At 58.9% G+C, this 21966-nt stretch carries 16 protein-coding genes and 1 tRNA gene; 9 read left to right on the forward strand and 8 right to left on the reverse strand.

Translation table 11 applies throughout. From position 1 onward, the window contains the following. Positions 1–55: 55 nt before the first annotated feature. The 3 genes from yidD to rpmH are packed head-to-tail and all read right to left on the reverse strand — an operon-like array spanning position 56 to position 899. Complete coding sequence (yidD, locus tag GC127_RS20535; RefSeq protein WP_008281030.1) at positions 56–304, reverse strand: membrane protein insertion efficiency factor YidD; 249 nt, start codon at positions 302–304, stop codon at positions 56–58. Beyond that, the gene (rnpA, locus tag GC127_RS20540) at positions 301–741 is read right to left on the reverse strand and encodes a ribonuclease P protein component (protein ID WP_151979445.1); all 441 of its coding nucleotides are present in this window, start codon (positions 739–741) and stop codon (positions 301–303) included. Before rnpA ends, yidD begins: the two co-directional genes overlap by 4 nt. Positions 742–764: 23 nt before the next feature. Then, positions 765–899 (reverse strand): 50S ribosomal protein L34, encoded by a 135-nt coding sequence (rpmH, locus tag GC127_RS20545; RefSeq protein WP_008281032.1) that lies wholly within the window; start codon positions 897–899, stop codon positions 765–767. Between the two features lie 294 nt (positions 900–1193). Between rpmH and GC127_RS20550 the strand changes: the two genes are divergently transcribed. From GC127_RS20550 to GC127_RS20580, 8 genes are all read left to right on the forward strand, one after another. Beyond that, entirely contained in the window at positions 1194–1934 is a 741-nt protein-coding gene (locus GC127_RS20550) for a TVP38/TMEM64 family protein (RefSeq protein ID WP_081506197.1), read from the forward strand. A 2-nt stretch (positions 1935–1936) separates the two neighbouring features. Beyond that, positions 1937–3355 carry an NAD(P)/FAD-dependent oxidoreductase gene (locus tag GC127_RS20555; protein ID WP_151979446.1) on the forward strand — a complete coding sequence of 473 codons (1419 nt, stop codon included), beginning with the start codon at positions 1937–1939 and terminating at the stop codon, positions 3353–3355. A gap of 27 nt (positions 3356–3382) precedes the next feature. Then, positions 3383–4774 carry a HAMP domain-containing sensor histidine kinase gene (locus GC127_RS20560; protein WP_151979447.1) on the forward strand — a complete coding sequence of 464 codons (1392 nt, stop codon included), beginning with the start codon at positions 3383–3385 and terminating at the stop codon, positions 4772–4774. Between the two features lie 56 nt (positions 4775–4830). Continuing rightward, a tRNA-Arg gene (locus GC127_RS20565) sits at positions 4831–4907 on the forward strand. A 150-nt stretch (positions 4908–5057) separates the two neighbouring features. Beyond that, positions 5058–6350, forward strand: a complete 1293-nt coding sequence (locus GC127_RS20570; protein ID WP_151979448.1) for a tyrosine-type recombinase/integrase — start codon at positions 5058–5060, stop codon at positions 6348–6350. A 422-nt stretch (positions 6351–6772) separates the two neighbouring features. Continuing rightward, the gene (locus GC127_RS23290) at positions 6773–6907 is read left to right on the forward strand and encodes a hypothetical protein (RefSeq protein WP_302848611.1); all 135 of its coding nucleotides are present in this window, start codon (positions 6773–6775) and stop codon (positions 6905–6907) included. A gap of 83 nt (positions 6908–6990) precedes the next feature. Then, the gene (locus GC127_RS20575; RefSeq protein WP_151979449.1) at positions 6991–7506 is read left to right on the forward strand and encodes an antitoxin Xre/MbcA/ParS toxin-binding domain-containing protein; all 516 of its coding nucleotides are present in this window, start codon (positions 6991–6993) and stop codon (positions 7504–7506) included. Continuing rightward, positions 7503–8177 carry an RES family NAD+ phosphorylase gene (locus tag GC127_RS20580; RefSeq protein ID WP_151979450.1) on the forward strand — a complete coding sequence of 225 codons (675 nt, stop codon included), beginning with the start codon at positions 7503–7505 and terminating at the stop codon, positions 8175–8177. Before GC127_RS20575 ends, GC127_RS20580 begins: the two co-directional genes overlap by 4 nt. Before the next feature lie 23 nt (positions 8178–8200). On the opposite strand, the gene GC127_RS20585 is transcribed toward GC127_RS20580, so the two are convergent. The 5 genes from GC127_RS20585 to GC127_RS20605 form a co-directional block, all read right to left on the reverse strand. After that, on the reverse strand, positions 8201–10558 hold the full coding sequence (locus GC127_RS20585) for a hypothetical protein (protein ID WP_151979451.1): 2358 nt from the start codon (positions 10556–10558) through the stop codon (positions 8201–8203). Beyond that, complete coding sequence (locus GC127_RS20590; RefSeq protein ID WP_254700212.1) at positions 10555–11901, reverse strand: hypothetical protein; 1347 nt, start codon at positions 11899–11901, stop codon at positions 10555–10557. Before GC127_RS20590 ends, GC127_RS20585 begins: the two co-directional genes overlap by 4 nt. Positions 11902–12059: 158 nt before the next feature. Beyond that, on the reverse strand, positions 12060–14081 hold the full coding sequence (locus GC127_RS20595) for a chromosome segregation ATPase-like protein (RefSeq protein WP_151979453.1): 2022 nt from the start codon (positions 14079–14081) through the stop codon (positions 12060–12062). A 6-nt stretch (positions 14082–14087) separates the two neighbouring features. Continuing rightward, on the reverse strand, positions 14088–15647 hold the full coding sequence (locus GC127_RS20600) for a hypothetical protein (RefSeq protein ID WP_151979454.1): 1560 nt from the start codon (positions 15645–15647) through the stop codon (positions 14088–14090). After that, positions 15619–18792 (reverse strand): AAA domain-containing protein, encoded by a 3174-nt coding sequence (locus tag GC127_RS20605; protein ID WP_151979455.1) that lies wholly within the window; start codon positions 18790–18792, stop codon positions 15619–15621. The genes GC127_RS20600 and GC127_RS20605 overlap by 29 nt, the downstream gene beginning before the upstream one ends. Before the next feature lie 415 nt (positions 18793–19207). Here GC127_RS20605 and GC127_RS20610 point away from each other — a divergent pair, with 415 nt between their 5' ends. Continuing rightward, a complete protein-coding gene (locus GC127_RS20610; protein ID WP_151979456.1) occupies positions 19208–21958 on the forward strand; it encodes a DEAD/DEAH box helicase family protein in 2751 nt (916 codons plus the stop codon). Positions 21959–21966 lie beyond the last annotated feature (8 nt).

Below are 21966 nucleotides of genomic sequence, written 5' to 3' on the forward strand. Positions count from 1 at the left end.
TTTGGCGCTTCCCTATTGCATGGATAGGCATGAGGTAAAAGGGCGATTCGTCCTTTTATTCCGCAGCGTCCCGCCTCTTGCGCGGCTCGGGCACCGGGTCATGGCCACATTGTCCCCAGGGGTTGCACCGCAGGATACGCCAGCCCGCCAACAGCCCCCCGCGCAACGCGCCATGCTTTTCCAGCGCGTCCAGCGCATACTGGCTGCACGTCGGATGATAGCGGCAATGCCAGCCCACCCAAGGGCTCAGGATCAGCCGATAGGCCCGAATAGGCAGCGCCAGCACATGCGCAAGCGGGCTCATGCCCCCCCCGACAGCTTGCGCAGCGCATAAGCCAGATCACGCTTAAGCGCCTCATAGGGGCGCGCGTCGGTCTCTTCCGCCTTGCCGATCAGCACATAGTCCCATCCCGGCAGGCCCTGAGCGGGCAAAAGCTCGCGCGCCAAGGCGCGCAGCCGCCGCTTGGCACGGTTGCGCGCCACGGCATTGCCAACCTTCTTGGAACAGGTAAACCCAACCCGGATTGCCGTATCACCATCGCGCCGGTCACGCCCCTGCACCAGCATTGATCCGGTGCCCTGCCGCCGCGCCCGCGCCGCCGCCAGAAAATCAGCGCGCTTGCGCAGCACTGTCCATTTTTCCGGCACATGGCCTTGCGGCTCAGTGGCTCGCGGTGAACATGACGAAACCGCCGGTGGCGTTATCCCTGCATCACTGCGGGGGGCCTCCGGCGGTGTCATTTTCGTCTCACTATCGCGCGCGCTTATGCGCAGAGCGACTTGCGGCCCCGTGCACGGCGCGCATTCAGAATCTTGCGGCCAGCTTTGGTTGCCATACGCGCACGGAAACCGTGGCGATGCTTGCGAACGAGGTTCGAGGGTTGAAAGGTGCGTTTCATCGCTCCGTCTCCGACTTATTGGGCCACGCGTCTGAGGAATCGCGCAACGATCATATCTATCCGAAGCCCGTCCTATAGAGCGCCCATTTTCCCGTGTCAAACCCCGGGCCAGAGATTTGCAACAAAAACATGCTCCAACCGGGCCAATGAATGTTACAAACTCTGCATAACACAGGCCCAACACCGCGTCATCCCATCACCCATGATCACCCCCGCGTGAGGCCACTGGCGCAGGGCACCCACAGCATGCAACTAGATGTCAGAGGCCCAACCCAAAGCGAGACGATAGCGATCATGGATCACAGTACAGGCAACAGCAAACGGGCAAAGCCCTCCGTCGCACGGCATCTGCCGCTGGCGATCATTCTGATCGTAGCGGTGGTCGGGTTCATCACGCTCCGCGATTATCTCACATTCGATACGCTGCGCGACAACCGCGAGGCGCTCTTGGCCTATCGCGACGCGAATATCACCCTGATGGCGCTCGCCTTCATCGCAATCTATTTCGTGATCGTGGCCTTTTCGCTTCCCGGCGCGGCGGTGGCTTCGGTCACGGGCGGCTTTCTCTTCGGCCTCGTGCTGGGCACGGGCTTTAACGTAATCGCCGCCTCACTCGGGGCCTTCGCCATCTTTCTTGCGGCCCGCGCCGGGCTGGGCCAAACCCTCGCCGCCAAGCTCGAAACCTCCGATGGCACGCTCAAGCGGCTCAAGGAAGGGCTGCATGAGAACGAGATCAGCGTGCTCTTTCTCATGCGCCTCGTTCCAGCCGTGCCGTTTTTCGTGGCCAATCTCTTGCCCGCTCTGGTCGGCGTGCGCTTTTTCAACTTCGCCTTCACCACCGTGTTGGGCATCATTCCCGGTGCCGTCGTCTTTACTTGGATTGGCGTGGGCTTGGGCGAGGTGTTTGACCGGGGTGGAACCCCAGATCTTTCCCTGCTCTGGGAACCCCAAATCATCGGGCCTATTCTGGGCCTCAGCGCGCTTGCCGCCATGCCGATGATCCTCAAGGCCCTGCGTGGCAAAAAGGAAATCTGAACATGACACGATTGAAGACCGATCTTCTGGTCATCGGGGCCGGCTCCGGCGGCCTGTCGCTGGCCGCTGGCGCCGTGCAAATGGGCGCAAGCGTGATCCTGCTCGAAGGGCACAAGATGGGCGGCGACTGCCTCAACTTTGGCTGCGTGCCCTCCAAGGCGCTGATCGCCAGCGGCAAAGCGGCCTATGCCCAATCGCACGCCGCCCAATTCGGCATCGCGGATCAAAGCCCCAAGGTGGATTACGCTGCCGCCAAGGACCATGTCGCAGATATCATCGCCCAGATCGAACCCGTCGACAGCCAAGAGCGTTTCGAAGGCTTGGGCGTGCGCGTGATCCGTGACTACGGCGAATTCCTCTCACCGACCGAGGTCAAGGCTGGCGAACACATCATCACCGCCCGCCGCATCGTCATTGCAACCGGCTCATCCCCCTTTGTCCCGCCCATTCCGGGGCTCGACACTGTGCCTTATGAAACCAACGAAACCCTCTTTGATCTGCGCGAACGCCCCGACCATCTGCTCGTTGTGGGCGGCGGCCCGATCGGCATGGAAATGGCGCAGGCGCACCGCCGCTTGGGCTGCGCCGTGACGGTGATCGAGGGGGCCAAGGTGCTCGGCAATGACGATCCCGAAATGGCCGCCGTGGTGATCGACCAATTCCGCGCCGAGGGCATCGAGATCGAAGAAGGGGCCTTGGCCGCCGAAATTCGCGGACAGGCGGGCGCCATCGAGATCGAGGCCAAAGACGGGCGCATTTTCAAAGGCTCTCACCTGCTCATGGCCGTGGGCCGCAAGTCCAACACAGATCGCCTCAATCTCGACGCCGCAGGCATCGAAACCACCAAACGCGGCATCAAGGTCGATGCATCCATGCGCACCACCAACCGCCGCGTCTATGCCATTGGCGATGTCGCGGGCGGGCTGCAATTCACCCATGTTGCGGGCTATCACGCGGGCCTCATCATCCGTCAGGCGCTCTTGGGCCTGCCCGCGAAAAATCGCACCGATCACATTCCTTGGGCCACCTATACCGATCCCGAACTGGCCCAAGTCGGGCTAACCGAGGCTCAGGCGCGGCAGGAACACGGCGGCAATCTCGAAGTCGTCCGCTTCCATTATTCCCACAACGACCGCGCCATTGCAGACCGCAAAACCGCCGGTCTGATCAAGGTCATGGTGGTGCGCGGCCGCCCCGTCGGTGTCTCTATCGCGGGCGCGCAAGCGGGCGAACTCATCAATCTCTGGGCGCTCGTCCTCGCCAACGGGCTCAAGATGAAACACGTGGCCAATATGGTTGCCCCCTACCCCACCATGGGCGAAATCAACAAACGCGCCGCCGGGGCCTATTTCTCGCCCCGCCTGTTTGACAGCGCAGGCGTCAAGCGTATCGTTGGCTTTGTGCAACGCTGGCTACCCTGATCGCAGCCATCCTCGGGAGGGGACATTTTGCTGAATTCGCTTTCCGGGCGCTTCCTGATCCTGACGGCCATTTTCGTGATGCTGGCCGAGATTTTGATCTTTGTCCCCTCCATCGCCCGCTTTCGCGAAGATTACCTGCTGACCCGGCTGGAACGGTCCCAAATCGCCTCGCTGGTGCTTTTGGCCGATGAAGAGGTGACGCCTGACCTGCAAGAAGAACTCTTGCGCAACGCCGAGGTGTTCAACGTCGTGCTGCTGCGCGATGATGCCCGCCAGTTGATCCTGTCCTCCCCCGTGCCCGAACCCGTGGCGCAAACCTTCGACCTGCGCGACGCCCCCGCCATTACCCTGATCCGCGATGCCATGATGCGGCTTGTCACACCCGAGCGCCAGATCATCCGTGTCATCGGCGAGCCGGTGCGCATGGGCGGGATGTTGATCGAGATCACGCTCGATTCCTCCGGCTTGCGCGCAGCGATGATCGACTACGGGCTGCGCATCCTCTGGCTTTCGCTGGTGATTTCCATCTTCACGGCTGTGCTGCTCTTTCTCGCCGTGCGCGTGACCCTAGTCAAACCGATCAAGCGCGTGGTTGCCGCCATGCAGACCTATGCCGCCGCCCCCGAGGATGTGCGCCGCGTGCTGCGCCCCACCGCCCGCGTCAAGGAACTGCGCGAGGCCGAGGAAACCCTGCAATCTCTGCAAACCCAACTCACCGGCGCCCTCAAGCAAAAAGAGCATCTCGCCCAGCTGGGCGGGGCCGTGGCCAAGGTTAATCATGACCTGCGCAATATCCTCACCTCCGCCCAGCTTTTCACCGACCGGATCGAAACCAGCGAAGATCCCACCGTCAAACGCCTCGCCCCCAAACTCATCAACGCCCTCACCCGCGCCGTGCATCTGTGCGAAGCCACGCTGGCCTATGGCAAGGCCGAAGAGCCGGGGCCCGTCTTTGCCCGCCTCTATCTCGCGGATGTCGTGGCCGATGTGATCGACAGCGAGCGTCTCGCCGCAGGCGATGCCGATGTCAGCTTTGCCGAAGATGTTCCCGGCGACCTCGTCGTGCTGGCCGATGCCGAACAGCTCTATCGCATCATCGGCAACCTCGTGCGCAACGCCCGCCAAGCCATCGTCAATAGTGGCCGCCCCGGCGAGATCAGCGTGATGGCCGATGAGGATGCCGCCGAATGGATGATCCGCGTTGCGGACACCGGCCCAGGCCTGCCCCGACGGGCGCGCGAACATCTCTTCAAACCCTTTCAGGGCGGCACCACCAAGGGCGGCAGCGGCCTTGGCCTGACCATCGCCGCAGAACTGGTGCGCGGCCATGGCGGCACGCTCATTCTCGAACGCAGCGACGCCACGGGCACCGCCTTCTGTATCACCCTGCCCAAGGGAAATTTCGGCGCGACGTCATAATTTCTTCCAAAACGCCCTTGCATTGCCCGACGTCAGAGTCTAATTGCTGCCCTCACGGACCGATAGCTCAGCTGGATAGAGTACTTGACTACGAATCAAGGGGTCGGGGGTTCGAATCCTCCTCGGTCCGCCATACACAAAAAATTACCACTCCCTAACCACTTGTTATGAAGCGATAATCTAGTGATTGGTGGCGTTTACACGCCAGACCTGCATGACAATTTGCATGTCAATTTGCATGACGCAGGGATATAGTGGCCGCTCTTGAGTATAGGAGCCTGCCATGCCTAAAGCCCTAAAGCTGACTTTGCGAGGCGAGACATGGTATCTCGTGAGGCGCATTCCAAAGAGATATGAGCAGGTTGAGGCGCGTAAGCGAATAATCTCAATTTCGCTTGAGACAGACTCGCACAGGCAGGCTTGGCAGAAGGCGCCTCATGTTTGGGAGGCACAGCTAGAACATTGGCAGGCTAAGCTGGATGGTCGCGCATCTGACGCGCGCGCGGCTTTCGAGGCTGTTCGAAAAGTGGCAAAGGGACGGGGCTTCAATTATCTGCCGGTCACACAGGTCGCAACCCTGCCGGACGACGCTTTGCTTGATCGCATCGAAGCTATCAGTGTGACAGATAATCAGGTCGATGCAGATGAGACCGTCGCTTTGATGGGAACTGCCGAAGCACCACCGCTGCTAATGTCGGAACTGTGGTCTGAATTTTACAAGCTGACGGCAGATCGACGCTTGGGAAAATCCCGTGATCAAATCAGGAAGTGGGAGAATCCGTTCAAACGGGCACTCAATCGATGGATTGCGGTTAATGGTGATGGGGCGTTAACGGCCATCCGGCGTGAAGACTTCTTGTCATTTCGCTCGTTCTGGGTTGAAAAAATCGATCTGGAAGACAGGTCGAGCAACACCGCGAACAAAGATTTCGACAAGTTGACGAACGTGCTTCATACGGTGATTGATGCCTTGGGTCTGGATTTTATCCCGCCGATTCCGAAGCGGAACTGGCGGTTGACTAAAGTTGATGCGGTGTCACCACCGCCGTTTTCTTCGGAATGGATCAAGAACCGCATCCTGGCTGCGGGTGTGTTGGACGGCCTCAACCCGGAAGCCAAGGCGATCTTGCTGATCTGTATCAACACCGGGGCGCGCCCGTCGGAAGTTGCAACCCTCACGCCAGTTAGAATGGCGTTGAACGCAAATGTCCCTCACATCCAGATCCGGGCGGATGGCCGCATCGTAAAGACGAAAAGAGCGATCCGGGATATTCCGCTGGTCGGTGTCGCACTCGAGGCCGCGCGAGAATTTCCCAACGGCTTTCCCCGTTACCGTGAGACACCGTCGTCGCTTTCAGCAATACAACTCAAATTCCTACGCAATAACGGGCTTATGGAGTCCGACGATCACGTCGTTTACAGCCTGCGTCACGCTTTTGAGGACCGCATGTTGAAGGCGAACTTTCCCGAGCGCGTCAAAGCCGATCTAATGGGACACGACATTAACCGAGAGCGCTATGGAGCGGGTTTGTCGCTTGCTGATACGGCCGCTTTGTTGGCCGATATCTCGTTCTGAGCCGCCAACCATGCTCGGGCGCTGGCCTGGGCTTCTGTCTCTTCGTGCCGCCGTGTGGTGGCTTGCTGGTGCATGTCCTCTAACCGTGCCCAGATCAAGCCAACAGAAGGATTTGCCGGAAGAGCGCGCGCGATCTTGGACATCGCGGCTTCAATGCGCGATACACTTGCAACTGCAATGGAAGAGGCTGCAACGGGCGGTGCCGTCGGCACCTCCCCGTCCTGCGCATGTCTCTTCCGGTCCCGTGCCATCGGCCGAGCTCTCCTGTCCGTCCTGAGGCTGGATCAGGCGGGTTACAATGATCTGATAGGGGCCGGAACTCTGTCCGGCAGTGCTGTGATCACTATAAAGCATGGGGGCCTCTTGGACTGGCAAGAAGAGCGGGAAAAACGGCGGGCGAGTTCGAATAATGTGGATAACCAATGGGTTGGAAAACCTATGGTGCAAACTCTGCTTTGAAAACGAGGCAAAGGGATAACCGCAAAAAAGAAAAATTAAAAAGATCAAAAATCCGTATTTTCCATCCTGCTCTGAAACAAAGAAACTGGAAAAAATGACACGCGCAGGATGAAAGGTCTCTCTGCTATTGACTTGTCCACATATAGACTATAAGTCTGCAAATAGACAAAGGAGGCCAGCGATGCAGATTGCCAATTTTCCAAATGCGTCGGCTTCGACTGATGGCATGCAGTTTCGCACCATCTCCAGAGAGGACCGCGAGCGGACAAGCGCTCCAGGTCTGAGGACCTTTCGCGAAATTGCAGATCGCTTTGATCTGAGCGAGGCGGAACGCATCGCTATCCTCGGGGATCCGGGTCGATCAACTTATCATCAGTGGATGAAGAAGGCGCGCGAGCACCAACCCCTGAGCTTGCCACTCGATACGCTGCTGCGGATTTCAGCCATACTCGGGATCTACAAGGCGTTGACCATTCTGTTCGAGGATGAGAACCAAGCGCTGGTCTGGCTGAAAGGACCGCATCGGGGCACGCTCTTCGCGGGTGCCGCGCCTATGGTCTACATGCTCGAAGGCGGGCACGACGGGCTCATGTCCGTGCGCCGTTACCTCGATGCCTGGCGCGGCGGCAGCACAGGCTTTGGCGCGCCGGAAGGCAGCTTCGAGGCTGTCACCGAAGACGACCTTGTCTTTGCATGAGGATTACCGATTACGATGTGGTGTCCGCTCCTGCAGGCACCACACGCCTCATTCCTTCGCGATTTCCACCAATCCCGGCCTTTGATGCGGTCACCACCGCCGATGATCTGGATGCCGTGATGGAGCTGGAAGGCTGGACTAACGATCGGCTGGTAGCTCCTCGGCTCGCGCGCCTGCCCCGTGCAGAGTGGGTGTTTGGACGCCCGAATGCCAGCGTGGTCATGGCGGCGTTTCTGCATGGATCCCCCGGGGGGCTGCGGTTTTCAGATGCAAGTCTCGGGGCATGGTATGGGTCCACCCACCTCAACACCGCGCTGCTCGAGGTGGCTAACGGGTTGCGCAAAGAGATCGTGCTCAGCGCATTGACGCAGAAATCCGAGAGCTACCGGCAATACCGGGCAGACCTCGCGAACGACTATGTCGACATCTTTGGCGCGCACCCCGAATATCATGATCCCGACGATGCGAGCTATCCAGTGGCCCAAGCCTTCGGACGGCGTGTTCGAGAGGAAAATACGCGTGCCGGAATTCATTATGAAAGCGTGCGTCACCCGGGCCATGAGAACTGGGTCTGCTTCCGACCGTCCCTCGTCCTGAATGTGATACAGGCGGACCATTTCAGGCTCGAAGTCCCCCGAACGGGGCGCGTCGTCGTGCGTCGACTTTCCTGATCAGTGATGTCAGTCTTTCACCCTCAGCCCGCGCCGTAGATGTCCAAAAGAAGATCCGGGTTTGTCCCCTCGCCGAGCAATTCTGCTTTGAGATCGTGTAGTATCGGCAGAATCTTGTCACGTCGCCTCTGGAGGTTGACACTCGGCCTGCGCCGGTTAACCAAATCCGCTTCTACTTCCTCGATAACCGCCAAGAAATCAGCCGCCAGCGGATCAACCCCAGACACCAAGGCCGTTGGATTCTCGATACGCCACCTCAGCAGCCCCGCAAGTAAGAACGGCGCGTAGTTGAACATGGTGTATTCTTCACCGATGTTACGCCGGAAATCTGCTATCGCACGGCCCGCCAATCTTTCCACATCTACACGAGACAACAGAGTTGGCGCCGTGTCCGATCGAGACAACAGAAACGCCATGCACGCACTTTGCCTGTTCCACACCCAGCTCTCAATGTCGGACGACAGGAGCATTTCCATGACCCGTCGTTCGGTATCATCGCCCTGCACAATCCGTCCCAGCCCCTGGTAGACAAGTATCCAGCTCGCCTGATGGCGCACGAATGGATGGGAACGTTCGGACTTCTCGATACAATCCATCAGCCATGATGCCACCTCTGGTGGGCATCGCCGGAATTGCCAGGTCAGAAACTTGAGGGCCGCGTTGTCTTCAGTCCCCGGGCCCGTTCCGCCTACCAAACGGCTGCGTGTGACCTCCAAAGCTTTTTTCGTCAGGATGTCGAGGCGCTCTATATCCCCCTGACTCACCTCCGCAGGTAAATGTCCATCGCTGGAAATGCAGTATCGACCAAATGGTCGCTGCGCCAACTTAACCGCGAGCGTATCCCAATCAGGATTTTGATGGAGAGGTTCTGTCTGGAGCAGGCTGAGCATCCCGTCTGACCGCGCGCTGTCTTCCCACGGGGACATGCCACATGGAAGAACCAAGCGCTGCGGAATTGAAAAGTTTATTTTCAGGCTTTCAATAATCTCGTCCCAAGATCGCGTATCTTCGTGCGCATCGTCCCATTCAACCGTGAAGTTCCGTCCCAAACTCTGCGCTTCCAGCAGAATTCTCGCCCGGCCTGCCGCCGGTTTTTGTTCGACCCAGAGCGACACGGCCGCCTGTTTCGTCAATGGCGTTCCGATCGCCACCGTCGCCTTTCGCGGTGGTGGCGCGGCTTCTTTGCGCAAATACACCGAGATATTCTTTTGCCCCGCCGGAATGGCAAGAGAGGCGGGCTCGGGGCTACGATATGTGCGCCCGGCCTCCAGCGTTTCCTCGGGCCGAATGAGGTCGAAATTCGCCGCACCGTCAGGTCCATAGACGATCGTGGACAACCTTGGCAGAAAGTCGAAGAATATCGGCGCTCCATCCCCGGCCCGATGCGCGGCGAACAATGCACCCAGTGCCACAGCTTGCGCAGGTAGGGCTGTTAATGCCACTGGAGATTTGCTCTCAATGTTTGTGACAATACGGTCTTTAAGCCTTCCTTCGGTTAAGGTCTCGAAAAGCACCACGTCGCAGCCACGCAGATCGAGGCCTTCTTTAAAAGCGACCACTGACGCTGCGGCGTGGTATCCGCTGAGGTCGAGAGTCTCCCAATCGCCATTTTGAACCCGTAGCATCTCGGATGGACACTCAATGCCAAGCGCTGCCTTTCCGACCGAACGCGCGATGGCGCGGTGGGCAGTCCTTGAATTGAGGCCATCCGGACCAATTGCAGCATAGCGCGCGGCACGCACTAGACTTTCGTATCCGATATCACTTGGCGCATGCTTCGCGGCCTCGCGCCGTTCAGGCGCCAGAACGCCGCCTGCACTCCTGATCAGGAGTTGCTGAATTGCAAGGCCCCGCCGATCTTGGCAAATAACGCCTACACGCTGTCCCTCCAACACAAGACCATGCTCAATCGCATAGAGTGCAGCGAGAACAGGGCGCCAAACGAGCGCCCCGTTCCGATACTTACCAACAGAGAGCGCTTCGAGCAGATGTTCCTGCGCGGTCTCGGACCCGTCGGGTCCTTCGTCGATAGACAAGATGTTGTAGGAGGCTCCTTGTGCCGATCCGGTAAAGCAGGAGGACAGCTTGGTTACGTCATCGTCCTTCATTTCCAAGAGCGTGCGAACCGAGACACGACGACACACTTTCCCAACATCACCCCAACCGCCGCCAAGACCATGAGGGGCGGTGTCAGCCTGAGCGCCGCCAATCCATCGGGTCCTTTCACCATCTCCAACGTTGACAACCGACGTAAGGGGGCCGCTCGGCACAATTTCAACGGGACCGACCTCCTCTTCTTCGCCCGGCACAGAGCGCCAGTTCTTGGCAACAAAATCGCGCCAACCGTTTACGTCAAAGCCACAAAGTTTTCTGGCCGTCATTTCGTGGCCTCGTAAATTTCGCTCCGCACGAAGTCACGAACAGCGTTGAATCCCTTTGCAAGATCATCCCCGGCAGGACCAAGCGCTATGGCTTTTGCCGTCACCCGTCCTTGGGTAGCGCTGATTGCGCCCGCTTGACCGCGTGCGGGCGTCATTATCAATCCGTGCCGAAGCACCTCGGTCTGGGCAAGAGATTGCATCTGGTGGAGAAGCGCAGCCGCCTCTTTGGCGCAATCCTCAAGATCGATTCGACGCATCGCATGGGGCGTCCAAACCGCGACACGCCGAGGCAAATCCGTTCGGGCCGGGTCAGATATCCGAAGCGCTACATGAGCGCGGGCGACGCTCAACAACGCTCCCGGTTTTTCTGGGCGCGCCTGGACTTCTATGATCCGGTTCGTGTCGCGGAGCCAAAAGACCGCGATAGGTCTATCCTGGTCAAACCAGCGCGCCCCGACGGCCTCGGCATTCCAGGATATCGGAGACTGGGCAACCAGCTCTGCTTCCTCCAATTCATCAATGGCGAGAATGATCGCAAGAACTGCAAAATCTGTCCAGGTTTCAGCCTGCCACGCCCACAGATCATCTTCGATCTTACGCCGTAACAATAGCCTGAGCCAGCTCGTGTGGACCTCTCGGTAGCTGCGGTCCTGCATCAGAACGTAGTTGGGGGTGATACCGGCAGGCGCGATCATTACCCCAAGATCTGCAAGCGTTCTCGCTAAGGTTCGGCAGGATTTCCGGAAACCATCGACCTGTGCGTAGCGAGCGCTGGACTTGGCGCGTGGGTGTTCCCGGATCCATTCCCGAGCCGCATCGGTGGCCAGACGCGCATATGCATGAAGAACGCGGTTTTCCAACGTGTCGAAATTTTCGCGTCGCACAGTCGCGAGGATCCGCTGAGATGCCCCTGCCCGCTCCGAAATGTTCCGGCCGGGTTGTCGGCTGAGCCAGACCATCGAAGCGCGATCCATTTCTTGGACGCGGTCGAGCGGGGTAAGCTCCCGTTGCCTGCGCAACACCCGTCGCACCCGCTTTTCCAAATCACGAAGCACGGGCTGCATTTGCCGTGCCTGCCGGACGATTTCGGCCATCTTGGGGTCGGCTTCATCCTCAGCGCGCCGCCATGCCTCGCGCAAACGACCCCAGGTGTTGCTAGGGTCTTCAAGCGCCTCCTCGAGCTCTTGGATCCGGGCAAGAACTTCGTTCATGTGCTGAAGGGCTGCGGCCCCCTCGTGTTCGGCTTCGGTCACCGGGTCATGCCCGGAACGCGGCCGCACCGGGAACCCCTTGCGCTCAGGGGCAAAAGCATGATCGCGCTTCGGATAGGGAATGAGAGCCAAACCTGTGGCCGTGTCTCTCACCATGCCACTCAGGAGCGTTGTATATTCGAGGCCGCGCGGGGCCTTCCCGTGTAATTCACCAAGCAAGCAATCCCTTGGCCCGAACGCCCTACCTTCCGGCAGGGACCGCGATGACCATGGGCGCGTTATAAACCGCATCAGCGCGTCACCCCACTCCAGACAAACTGTCCTGTGGCCTCGGCAAGCGTAATGGAATCGTCGATCGCCTGGGCCAGAGCATCATCGCCAAGGTCGCGTTCAACGAAGGTTTTCAGTTTGGAGAATTGCGGGCCCGCCATATCGACTTCGACGCCACGTAGCTTGGGCAGGAGGCGCATCTCGACCTGGTCGGCCAAGGCATCGTCGACGCCGCGACCGCCTTCGACCTCTGGATAATTCGCAGCATAGGCCATGATCGCTCGTCCCAAGCGATGACCAAAGGGACGCTTGAAGTCTCGCATCAGGTCGAGCATTTCCTCGACCCGGCCAGTAACCCGCGCATCCCCTTCAACCGAGGCGCTCGAGCAGATCCACCTGTTCCATGTTTTTCTCGACAGTGCCTTGGTGGGTTCAGCTTCACCATTAGCCTGACCGCCCATAATCTTCTTCGGGGCTGCGAAACGAAGGATATTTGCGCGATCGACGACTTTGTCGGACAGCGACTGTGTGCTTTCGTCCTCGTTCATCGTGCCAGCGAACAGAAGGTTGTAGCCTGGGAATATCCGCGGCGCGTGCTCCATGTTCGGAATTTCGAGCTCTATCTGGGCATCTTTGCGTTTATTTTCATCGCCGACGTCGCTTGGGCGTGGCCGACTTTCCAAACGGCTCAAGAAATCCGAAAAGTAGTATTCGACCCGGGCGAGGTTCATCTCGTCCAGTAGGATCATCATCATACGATCCTCTTCCGCGTCCTTTTTGTTATTCAGCTCGTCCATGGCCCAAAGAGCGCGCGCCATATCCGTGGGTCGGAACTTGCCTTCGATGTAGTTATAGAACCCCATGAGGTCCTGTGGGCTGTCCCAACGCGGCTGAACTGGCACCTGAAGGAAGCCGATCCCCATGCCCGCGGCGTATTGCCGTGGCAACTGGCTTTTCCCGGTGCCAGAAATACCGGCGAGCACGGCCATCTGCGTGGTCTCGTTGACCTTCATCGCGGTATGGAAGGCGCGAAGCGTCCGCGCGGGGTAATCTAGACCCTCCGCGCGAAGCCGACGCTCCACCCGTTTGATCGCGTCCGCCTCGTTTTGAAGAGGCGCAGGATCCCAGGATCTCATCGCCGTAATGACCGGGGGCGTTTCCTTGAGTTCGCGCAGCGGATCGGCTTCGCCGGTTTCACCATCGACAGAACGACCCTCATTGCGCGCGATCTCGGCTTTCAGATACGCCAATCTCGCGTCGAGGGTGCTGCGCGTTTCATTGAGGGTTTCGATTTCGCCTGCTATACGACGCACGTCCAGCGCCTGTGCTGCGACCTCCGCACCGATACGCCCGAGTTCAGTCTGCGTCTGTGCCAAAACCTCACGTTCAGATGCGACTCGGGCGTTCAACTCACCGAGTTCGGTTTCGTGAGAGGATTTCCGCCCCTCCAGTCGAGCGTTGTCTGTCTCTAGGTCTTTAGCGCGCGCCTCAAGGCGTGAAACTCTTTCTTCCGCCTCCTCAAGTTCCCGCTTTTTGTCACGAAGGTCGTCAACCTGGCCGGAAATTTCTTCATATTCTCTTTTCAGGGCGTCAATACGCGCCAAAAGCTCTTCTGCCCTTTCCAGCCTTTCCTTGACCGCGAGATATTCCGCTCGCAGCGGAGCGATCTCGGATTCGAGTTGCTGGCGTTCTATAACGGCCGCCTCCGTCTCTTGCCGCACCGCCGCGACTTCGTCCCGCCGCTCCCGCAAGCTCTCCCATTCTGCGAGAAGTTCCTCCTTCTGGCGCCGCAATCCATCCACCTCGGCTTGAATATCCGCTACCACAGACATGGCTTGGCGCCGCTTTTCCAGTTCGTCTTCGAGATCATCCATAAGCCGCTGTTTTTCCTCGAGGCGCTTCTCATAGACAGCGAGTTCTTCGATGGGGCCAGCGGCCGTCACCGCGCGGTCATGGCGCGCAGCAAGAGAAAGTTGAACCACGGCGAGCAATATGAGGACACCTGCAATGGCGAGCACGAGTATCGTATTATCGGTTAGCATTATCGATCACCTCACTTGTCCGTCTTCGTTCTGTTGTGGCACTTCAGCGGGCCCCGCTTCAGAGGATACAGCTGCCTCTGCCGCAACAATTTCCTCTTGCAGGTCAGCCAGTCGCTTTTGCCCTTCGGAAAGCCGCTCATTCAAACGTGACAGCTCAGCATTTCGTGCTTGCACGCTTGCATCAATCTGACCCTGATCAGCGCGCAGGTTTTTCAGGGTTTCTTCAGCTGCTTCGACCTCTGCCCGCGCGGCCTTAGTTGCAACTTCTAAGGCATCGCGGCGTGGCTGCAGACGCTCAATGTCTGTCTCCAAGCTGGAAGCCCGCCCAGTGAGTTTCGCAACACGCTGCTGCTCTGCCATCGCATCCGCTTGTGCCGACGCCAATGCAGCACGAGCCGCTTCAGCCCTCTCTTCGAGGTCCGGCAAGGCTTTTTCCAATTCCAACTTTTGTTCTTGGAGTCGACCGACTTCGGCCCTCAAGCTATTGAATTCTGCGCGCTGTTGGTTGAGCCCGGCCAACTCTTCTTCTGCCAATACGATCAGCCTCTCGTGCCTCTTGAGCGGGGCATCAACTGCCGAAAACTGCTCTTCGGCAAGCTTCAACGCTTCCTCGGCCTTGGTGCGCCGTTCTTGGATCGCGGCCAATGCATCCCGTGCGATATCAGCCTCATTCTGCAATTGAGAAAGGCGCACCTGAGCACCTTCTATGTTGGCTTCCTGTTCAGATTTGCGTTCTTGCAGTCCTTCGAGATCGGATGTGAGTTCATCAAGACGTGTTTTGGCCACAGTCAGTTCTTTCCGACTTTCGCTCAGCCTTTGGGTGTCCGCCTGGATCTGCTCGGTCAAAGCCGTCAGTTTGTTCTGTGCATCACCCTCTTTGGCTGTGAGTTCGCCAATGCTATCTTCAAGACGCGATTCAACGCCCCGAAGTTGCTCGACACGCCGTTCCTGAGCCTTAAGATTTTCGACTTCTGGCGCGAGACTGTCCACTTCGCGCTGCAACTCGTCACGCTTGCCTTCGAGGCGCTCGATGTCTGTTTCGGCCTTTGCCGTCTGAGCAGCCAAATTCTGCTTCTGTTCCTCGAGGCCTCGCACGTCGCCTTCGAGGCTAGCCACCTCAGTTTCGAGATCATTCCTTCGCGTCAACGCTTGCATGTTCTCAATTTCGAGCCGCTGGGCTTCGGAGATGGTTTGTTGTGCCTCGGCCAAACGTTCCTGCACCGATGTCAGCTCCACCTGCCTCGCCGCTAGCCTTTTCTCGGCGTCAGACTCACGCTGGACCGCGCTCTGGCGACTACTCTCCGCGCTTGCGACCTCTGCCATCAAGTTCTGATTGCGGTCGGACAATTCACGCGATTGCGTTCTGGCGCTTTCGAGCTGTTGCTGCGCTGATTGCAATTCCTGCGTGTAGTAGCCCAAGTTCTCTTCAATACGTCCGTATCTGCGGTCTAGAGAGTTGACTTGCAGAACAAGAAAACCTGACGCGAGGATCGCTGCGCCACCGAGGCCCAAAGCGATCGAAGTATTTCTGGTCGACTTACGATAAGTCTTGTTCGACTCGGTCAAGGCATTTCTCCATATCTCTCGAAAGTTCGTCCACCCAGAACCGGCGCACGCGCCAGCCGAGGGACTTCAATTGATGATCACGCCAGAGGTCCGACGTTTTTCGTCGGCCATCTGGGCTCTCGTGCCATTTTCGCCCGTCCACCTCGAGATCAAGCTTGACCCCGTTCGTGCCAAAAAGCGCGAAATCGAGGCGGCGGCCTGCGATCTCGTGTTGTGGGTGCGGATCCAGACCCCGCGCTTTCAGGGCGTGGTAGACCTTCCGCTCCCAGTCACTATCGAAAACCCCTTCCCCAATCTTTCCGCGTGGTTCGGTCGCCATTGCCGCCAGTCGCCGCAACGGCTTGGACTGCCCAGAGCGCGCGAAGTTTAAATCGCCGAAAACCATTGCGACGGCACGCGCTCGTGAAATGGCAACATTCAGGCGGCGGGTATCCCGCTGAAAGAAGGTCAATCCAGACTGCGGACTGCGCGGCCCGACGCAGGGGGAAAACAAGATCAGATCACGTTCTTGGCCTTGAAACCCGTCGACCGTTCCAACCTTCAAATCACAAGCCACCCGCTTTGGTGCCTCGATCGCCGTCGCAATCGCGTTCTCAATGGCCAAAACCTGCGCACGGAAGGGGGTGATCACGCCGATGCTGCCACCATATTCATCGTCAACGAGGAGCTTTCGCAGATGCCGCACGATGGCGGAGACTTCGGCCGGGTTCACATTTCCTGCCTGTGGCACCGCTGGCGCGGTGACATCCTCCCATGCAATCCCGGCTTTGGCACCTTTCGGCACCACGAGCCCTCGCGGATCATAAGAGGTTTGCAGTTGGCCCCCGTAAAAATTCTCACTGATATAATCGACAATTGGCCCGGCCGATCTGTATTGATGGCGCAGCGTGATCCTTTGAGCGTCCGGGACGCGCGACGCGAAGTCGAACAGAGACCGGCGGCTTTGCGCGAAGCGCCCCATTTTGGCAACTGGTAGGCCCTGGGCCTGCATGAGATTTCGGTCCTGCGCCTGGCCGAGTTGCGGGATGAAAGACAACTGCCGGTCGTCCCCAACCACCACGGCCCGTTTCGCGCGAGCGAAGAGCGGGATCGCCGTGGCGATATCGCACTGGCTCGCCTCGTCAAAGATCACGAGGTCGAACAAACCGTCGTCGAGAGGAATGCGCCGAGGAGTTCCCAAGATCGACGCGAGCCATAGAGGCCGATAGGACATCAAAGCCTTCGACAAATCAGATGGAGGGTGTTTCTTGCCACCTTCGAACGTCCAATCGTCGTAGATTTCCGATATTTCGCGCCGCTCATCTTCCGGCAAATGGGTGCGGGCCGACAAGATCGCGGGCAGGAGCCGCCCCGTGGCCTCACGAATCCGCTCGCCCATCTCGATTGGATCGTCGGGATCGCCAAGCTTTTCTCTCGTCGCACGTAGGGCCACCAAGGTCTCGCGAAGGTCCGCAAGGCTCATGCCACGACGGTCTGGGACCGCCGAGACCGGCAACGCCCTTCGCGAGGCGCTGCGGGAGAAAATAGACCGCAACCACGAAAGAAAACGCTTCAGAATGCCTGGGGAACCCACTGGAGACAGACTTTCCGCGCTCGCCTCACGGCCATGGGCCTCACGAACATCGATCCGCTCGAGGACGTCTGATATTTCGCATTGGAGTTCGGCAATCCGGTCATGGTTATCAACTGCGTCTTTCCGTCGCCAAGCTGCCTCGACCAACTGCCCCAAGGCGAATTCATCCACGGACGCACGACGCGAACCGCTCTCATTCTCCAAAAGCTTCTTGAGCGCGTCAGAGAAACCCGTGTCCGTCTCATCACTGGGATTGAGGGTGCGCACCGAGAACGGGACCTCGGGTGCGAGAGAACCAAGGCGATCTTCCACCGCGTCCAGAGCCTGATGGTTCTTAGAAGCAACCAGCACGCTGCCGCCCGCCGCAAGGATTGAGGCCGCCATTGAAACGATCGCTTGGCTCTTCCCGGTTCCGGGTGGGCCAGTGACCACCGTGAGCGGCGCTTCACAAGCGCCCCGGACGGCCCGCAGTTGCTCTTTGTTCAATGGCACCGCATCAATAGCCGCGACAGGATCCGCACTGTTTGCACTATCAATGCCGAGCACGGCAGCAAGTGCGGTGCGTGCGATCCTCTCCTGGGGCCAGGCCGCAATCGCGTCAAGATCCCGCGCAGCCCCGGCCGTAAAGGAAGAGTCTGTTGGCAGAAAAATCGCTGCGCTGTCGTAGATGCCTTGAGCAGAGCCATCGAGCTGAGATGCAAGGTCTTCACCTACCACGCGACCACGGATCTGGCTCGCAACGGCAACCCTGATTTTCTCAACGAAGTCATCCGCGCGAAGTCCAAGACCATCGTCCACCGAGAACAGGTCAGCGAGGTCGTCTCGATTCCATCCGCTTGCACGTGCCGCACTTTTCACCCAGTCCGGATTAACAAGGACATCATCCGCATCCACCGTAAGGACGAGAGTTTCACCCTCCCGCTTCCACGCTGCGGCGAACATACCGACCGGCTGAAAGATGGGCACTCCCCCACGTCTATTCACCGCCATTGGCCAGCCGATCGCGAGCGCGTTCTCGTTCCCTTCTCGGCGAATGAGGGCCTCTTGGAAAGCTGGGGCAATCGTAGCCAGATCAATTGAAATCCGCAGGCAACCGCTCTCTCCAGGACTGACAGGACCTCGTCCAGATATGAGCGACCACTCGATCCCATGCGTATCAAGCACTTGTGTCGTCGCACCACGTGGGTCGGCACGCAGTGCAGAGCGCCAGTATCTGAGGAGCGCTTGCGGATCGAGATGTTCGTCTCCAATATCATCCGCATCAAATTGCTCGCTCGCAAGCGGTTCCAAGATGAAAGTTGCAGCGGCTGCGTGAATAATATCCTCAGAAGTGATGCCTCTTACTGGCTGCGCTCCCCCGGCGCTCCGCCCATGTTCAACGAGAGATTCGCGTTTAGATCGCCAACGCCCGTCGTGTCCTTTTTCGACGAGACCATCGTGCAGAAGCTGGTCCAGTTCGGCGATGGCAGCGAGGCGTCTGTCATGTGAAAACCCAGCGCCAACGAGCACGAGCAATTCTTCGGTGGTTCTACCACGCGGAAAAGCCCGCACCATCTTCAAAACCAACGACACGAATTAAACCTGATGCTTAAGCTGATTATTCCAATTTGGCAGCCAACAACTGTCGCACAGTATTAAATGCATTTCCGAATTTAACCCCATGATCGAAGATGGGCAATTTGTTCTTATTGGCTTCAAAGGAACGCCCCCGGATGATGAACAATTTTACATTGGCACGCTCGAAAGCCGGATTTCCGCACCAAACTGGCGATCACCAACGGAAACCCCTATTCCCCCACGAACACGAAAACCACTCTCCCCTTTTCGCAACCTGTATGGCGAACCGAACTCGCGGACACAAGCCCTGCGAGAGCTGTGAATGCGATGACCTGCCAGTTGTCCGGCATCAACAAGCACCGCTTCTCCATGATTGCACTTGGCGTCTGGTAAGGCCATGGTGACACGAACGAAATAACTTTGTGTGCCCGTGTCCCAACCTGTCAACCAGAACCCAGAACAGATCGCCCGCGATCAGATTGACAAACGCTTGATCGCCGCTGGCTGGCAGGTGCAGGACAAGGCGACTCTGAACCCCAACGCGGCCCTCGGCGTCGCAGTGCGGGAATACCCGACGGATACCGGACCCGCTGACTACGTTCTCTTTGTCGATGGGCGCGCCGTTGGTGTTGTCGAGGCCAAACCGGATAGTTGGGGCGAGCGGCTGACCACGGTCGAGGAACAATCGTCCGGATATGCCGCGGCCCGACTGAAATGGGTGAACAACAACGAACCCCTGCCCTTCGTCTATGAAAGCACATCTGTCGTCACCCGGTTCACTGACGGGCGCGATCCCGCTCCGCGTTCGCGCGAGGTGTTCACGTTTCACCGCCCCGAGACCCTCAAGGCATGGGTGAACGCGCCGCTGTCCCTGCGGGCTGGCCTGCAAAACCTGCCCGATCTCAACACGGATGGCCTGCGCGACTGCCAAATCAAGGCTATCACCAAGCTGGAAAACTCGCTCCAGATGGGCAAGCCCCGAGCGCTTGTCCAGATGGCGACCGGCTCGGGCAAGACCTTCACCGCGATCACGCAGATTTACCGCCTGTTGAAACACGCAGGCGCGCGGCGGATCCTGTTCCTGGTCGACACCAAGAACCTTGGCGAGCAGGCCGAGGGCGAGTTCATGGCCTACCTGCCCAATGACGACAACCGCAAGTTCACCGAGCTTTACAATGTCCAGCGCCTGACCTCACCTTCCATGGCCGGTGATACGCAGGTCGTCATCTCCACGATCCAGCGCATGTATGCCACGCTCAAGGGCGAGCCGTTGGATGAGGCCGCCGAAGAGGATCATCCGGAGGAGCAAAAGTGGCAGCGCAAAAAGCCCCTGCCCGTAATCTACAATCCCAAACTCCCGCCCGAGACGTTCGATGTTGTCGTGATCGACGAATGTCACCGGTCGATCTACAACCTGTGGCGTCAGGTGATTGAGTATTTCGACGCCTTCCTCATCGGCCTGACCGCCACGCCGGACGCCCGCACATATGGGTTTTTCCAACAGAACGTGGTCAGCGAATACACCCATGAGAATGCCGTCGCCGACAAGGTGAACGTGGGCAATGAGGTATTCCTGATCGAAACCGAGATGTCCAAGGGCGGCGGCAGCGTGAAGGCCCGGCAACTGGTCGAAAAGCGCGAACGCCAGACCCGCGCCCGCCGATGGGAAACGCAGGACGACGATCTGACATATGCCGCCAGCCAGCTCGACCGCTCCATCGTCGCCCCCGATCAGATCCGCACCGTGATCGCGACCTACCGCGATGCCTGGCCCACCATCTTTCCGGGGCGCAAGGAGGTCCCGAAAACTCTGATCTTCGCCAAGACCGACAGCCATGCTGACGACATCATCCAGATGGTGCGCACCGAATTCGGGACAGGCAACGAATTCTGCCGCAAGATCACCAATGGTGCGAAGAATCCGAAATCGACCCTCACTGCGTTTCGCAACGAATATTACCCGCGCATCGCCGTCACGGTGGACATGATCGCCACCGGCACCGACGTGAAGGCCCTCGAATGCCTGATCTTCATGCGCGATGTAAAATCGAAAAACTATTTCGAACAGATGAAGGGCCGCGGCACCCGTGTCGTCTCTGCCGATGCGCTGAAAAAGGTGACGCCGTCGGCGCAGGCCAAGACGCATTATGTCATCGTCGATGCCGTGGGCGTCACCAAATCCCTCAAAACCGCCAGCCAGCCGCTCGACAGCAAACCGTCGATCCCGTTCAAGGATCTGGCCATGGGCCTGCTGATGGGTGACCGCTCGGCGGAAACCGTAAGCTCGCTGGCCTCGCGCCTGTCACGGCTTGACACCAAACTTAACGCTGCCGACAAGGACAGGATCGCGGCCGAGGCCGGCCAACCGCTGTCCAACCTCGTGCGTGATCTGTTCGACGCGATCGACCCCGACAAGGTTGAGGCCGATGCACGCGCCGCTGGCCACCCCGAACCTGACGACGCCGCAATGAACACCGCACAGGAGGCGCGGATCAAGCAGGTCTCGACCCTCTTCACCGGCACGCTCATCAACATGATCGACACCATCCGCCGCGACTATGACCAGACCATCGACCATGACAGCAAGGACACGCTGCTCAATGCCGATTTCGCGGGCGATGTGGCCGAGAACGCGGCCAAGATCACGTCGGAGTTCGCCGAATACTTGCACGAAAACCGTGATCGCGTCGCCGCCCTCACGATCTATTTCAACACACCCGCGCGCCGGGCCGATGTGAGCTATGCCATGGTCAAGGACCTGCTGGCGCGGCTCACCGCCGACCGCCCGCGCCTTGCGCCCCTGACCGTCTGGCGCGCCTATGCACATCTGGACCAGTATAAGGGCGACAACCCGGCCAGCGATCTGACGGCGCTGGTGGCACTTGTGCGGCGGGTGACCGGGCTGGATGCCACGCTGACCCGCCATTCAGACCGCGTGCGCCGCAACTTTCAGAACTGGGTGCTTAACCGCCACGCGGGCAAGGGTGAGAAATTCACCGAGGCACAGATGGACTGGCTGCGGATGATCCGCGACCACCTTGCCACGTCCTTCATCATCGAACGCGACGATCTGGACATGGCCCCCTTTGACGGCAAGGGCGGCATGGGGCAGATGTATGAATTGTTCGGCGATCAGATGGAGACCGTGATGACCGAGATGAATGAGGCGCTTTCGGCATGACGGAATTA

It is taken from the genome of Roseovarius sp. EC-HK134 (genome assembly GCF_902498815.1).
GTDB classification, from domain to species: Bacteria; Pseudomonadota; Alphaproteobacteria; order Rhodobacterales; family Rhodobacteraceae; genus Roseovarius; species Roseovarius mucosus_A.

Excerpts from the sequence above, each read along its gene's own strand:
- GC127_RS20550 (WP_081506197.1), top strand. The coding sequence starts at position 1,194 with ATGGATCACAGTACAGGCAACAGCAAACGGGCAAAGCCCTCCGTCGCA.
- GC127_RS20580 (WP_151979450.1), top strand. The coding sequence starts at position 7,503 with ATGAGGATTACCGATTACGATGTGGTGTCCGCTCCTGCAGGCACCACA.
- GC127_RS20585 (WP_151979451.1), bottom strand. The coding sequence starts at position 10,558 with ATGACGGCCAGAAAACTTTGTGGCTTTGACGTAAACGGTTGGCGCGAT.
- GC127_RS20555 (WP_151979446.1), top strand. The coding sequence starts at position 1,937 with ATGACACGATTGAAGACCGATCTTCTGGTCATCGGGGCCGGCTCCGGC.
- rnpA (WP_151979445.1), bottom strand. The coding sequence starts at position 741 with ATGACACCGCCGGAGGCCCCCCGCAGTGATGCAGGGATAACGCCACCG.
- GC127_RS20595 (WP_151979453.1), bottom strand. The coding sequence starts at position 14,081 with ATGCTAACCGATAATACGATACTCGTGCTCGCCATTGCAGGTGTCCTC.
- GC127_RS23290 (WP_302848611.1), top strand. The coding sequence starts at position 6,773 with ATGGGTTGGAAAACCTATGGTGCAAACTCTGCTTTGAAAACGAGGCAA.
- yidD (WP_008281030.1), bottom strand. The coding sequence starts at position 304 with ATGAGCCCGCTTGCGCATGTGCTGGCGCTGCCTATTCGGGCCTATCGG.
- GC127_RS20570 (WP_151979448.1), top strand. The coding sequence starts at position 5,058 with ATGCCTAAAGCCCTAAAGCTGACTTTGCGAGGCGAGACATGGTATCTC.
- GC127_RS20575 (WP_151979449.1), top strand. The coding sequence starts at position 6,991 with ATGCAGATTGCCAATTTTCCAAATGCGTCGGCTTCGACTGATGGCATG.
- rpmH (WP_008281032.1), bottom strand. The coding sequence starts at position 899 with ATGAAACGCACCTTTCAACCCTCGAACCTCGTTCGCAAGCATCGCCAC.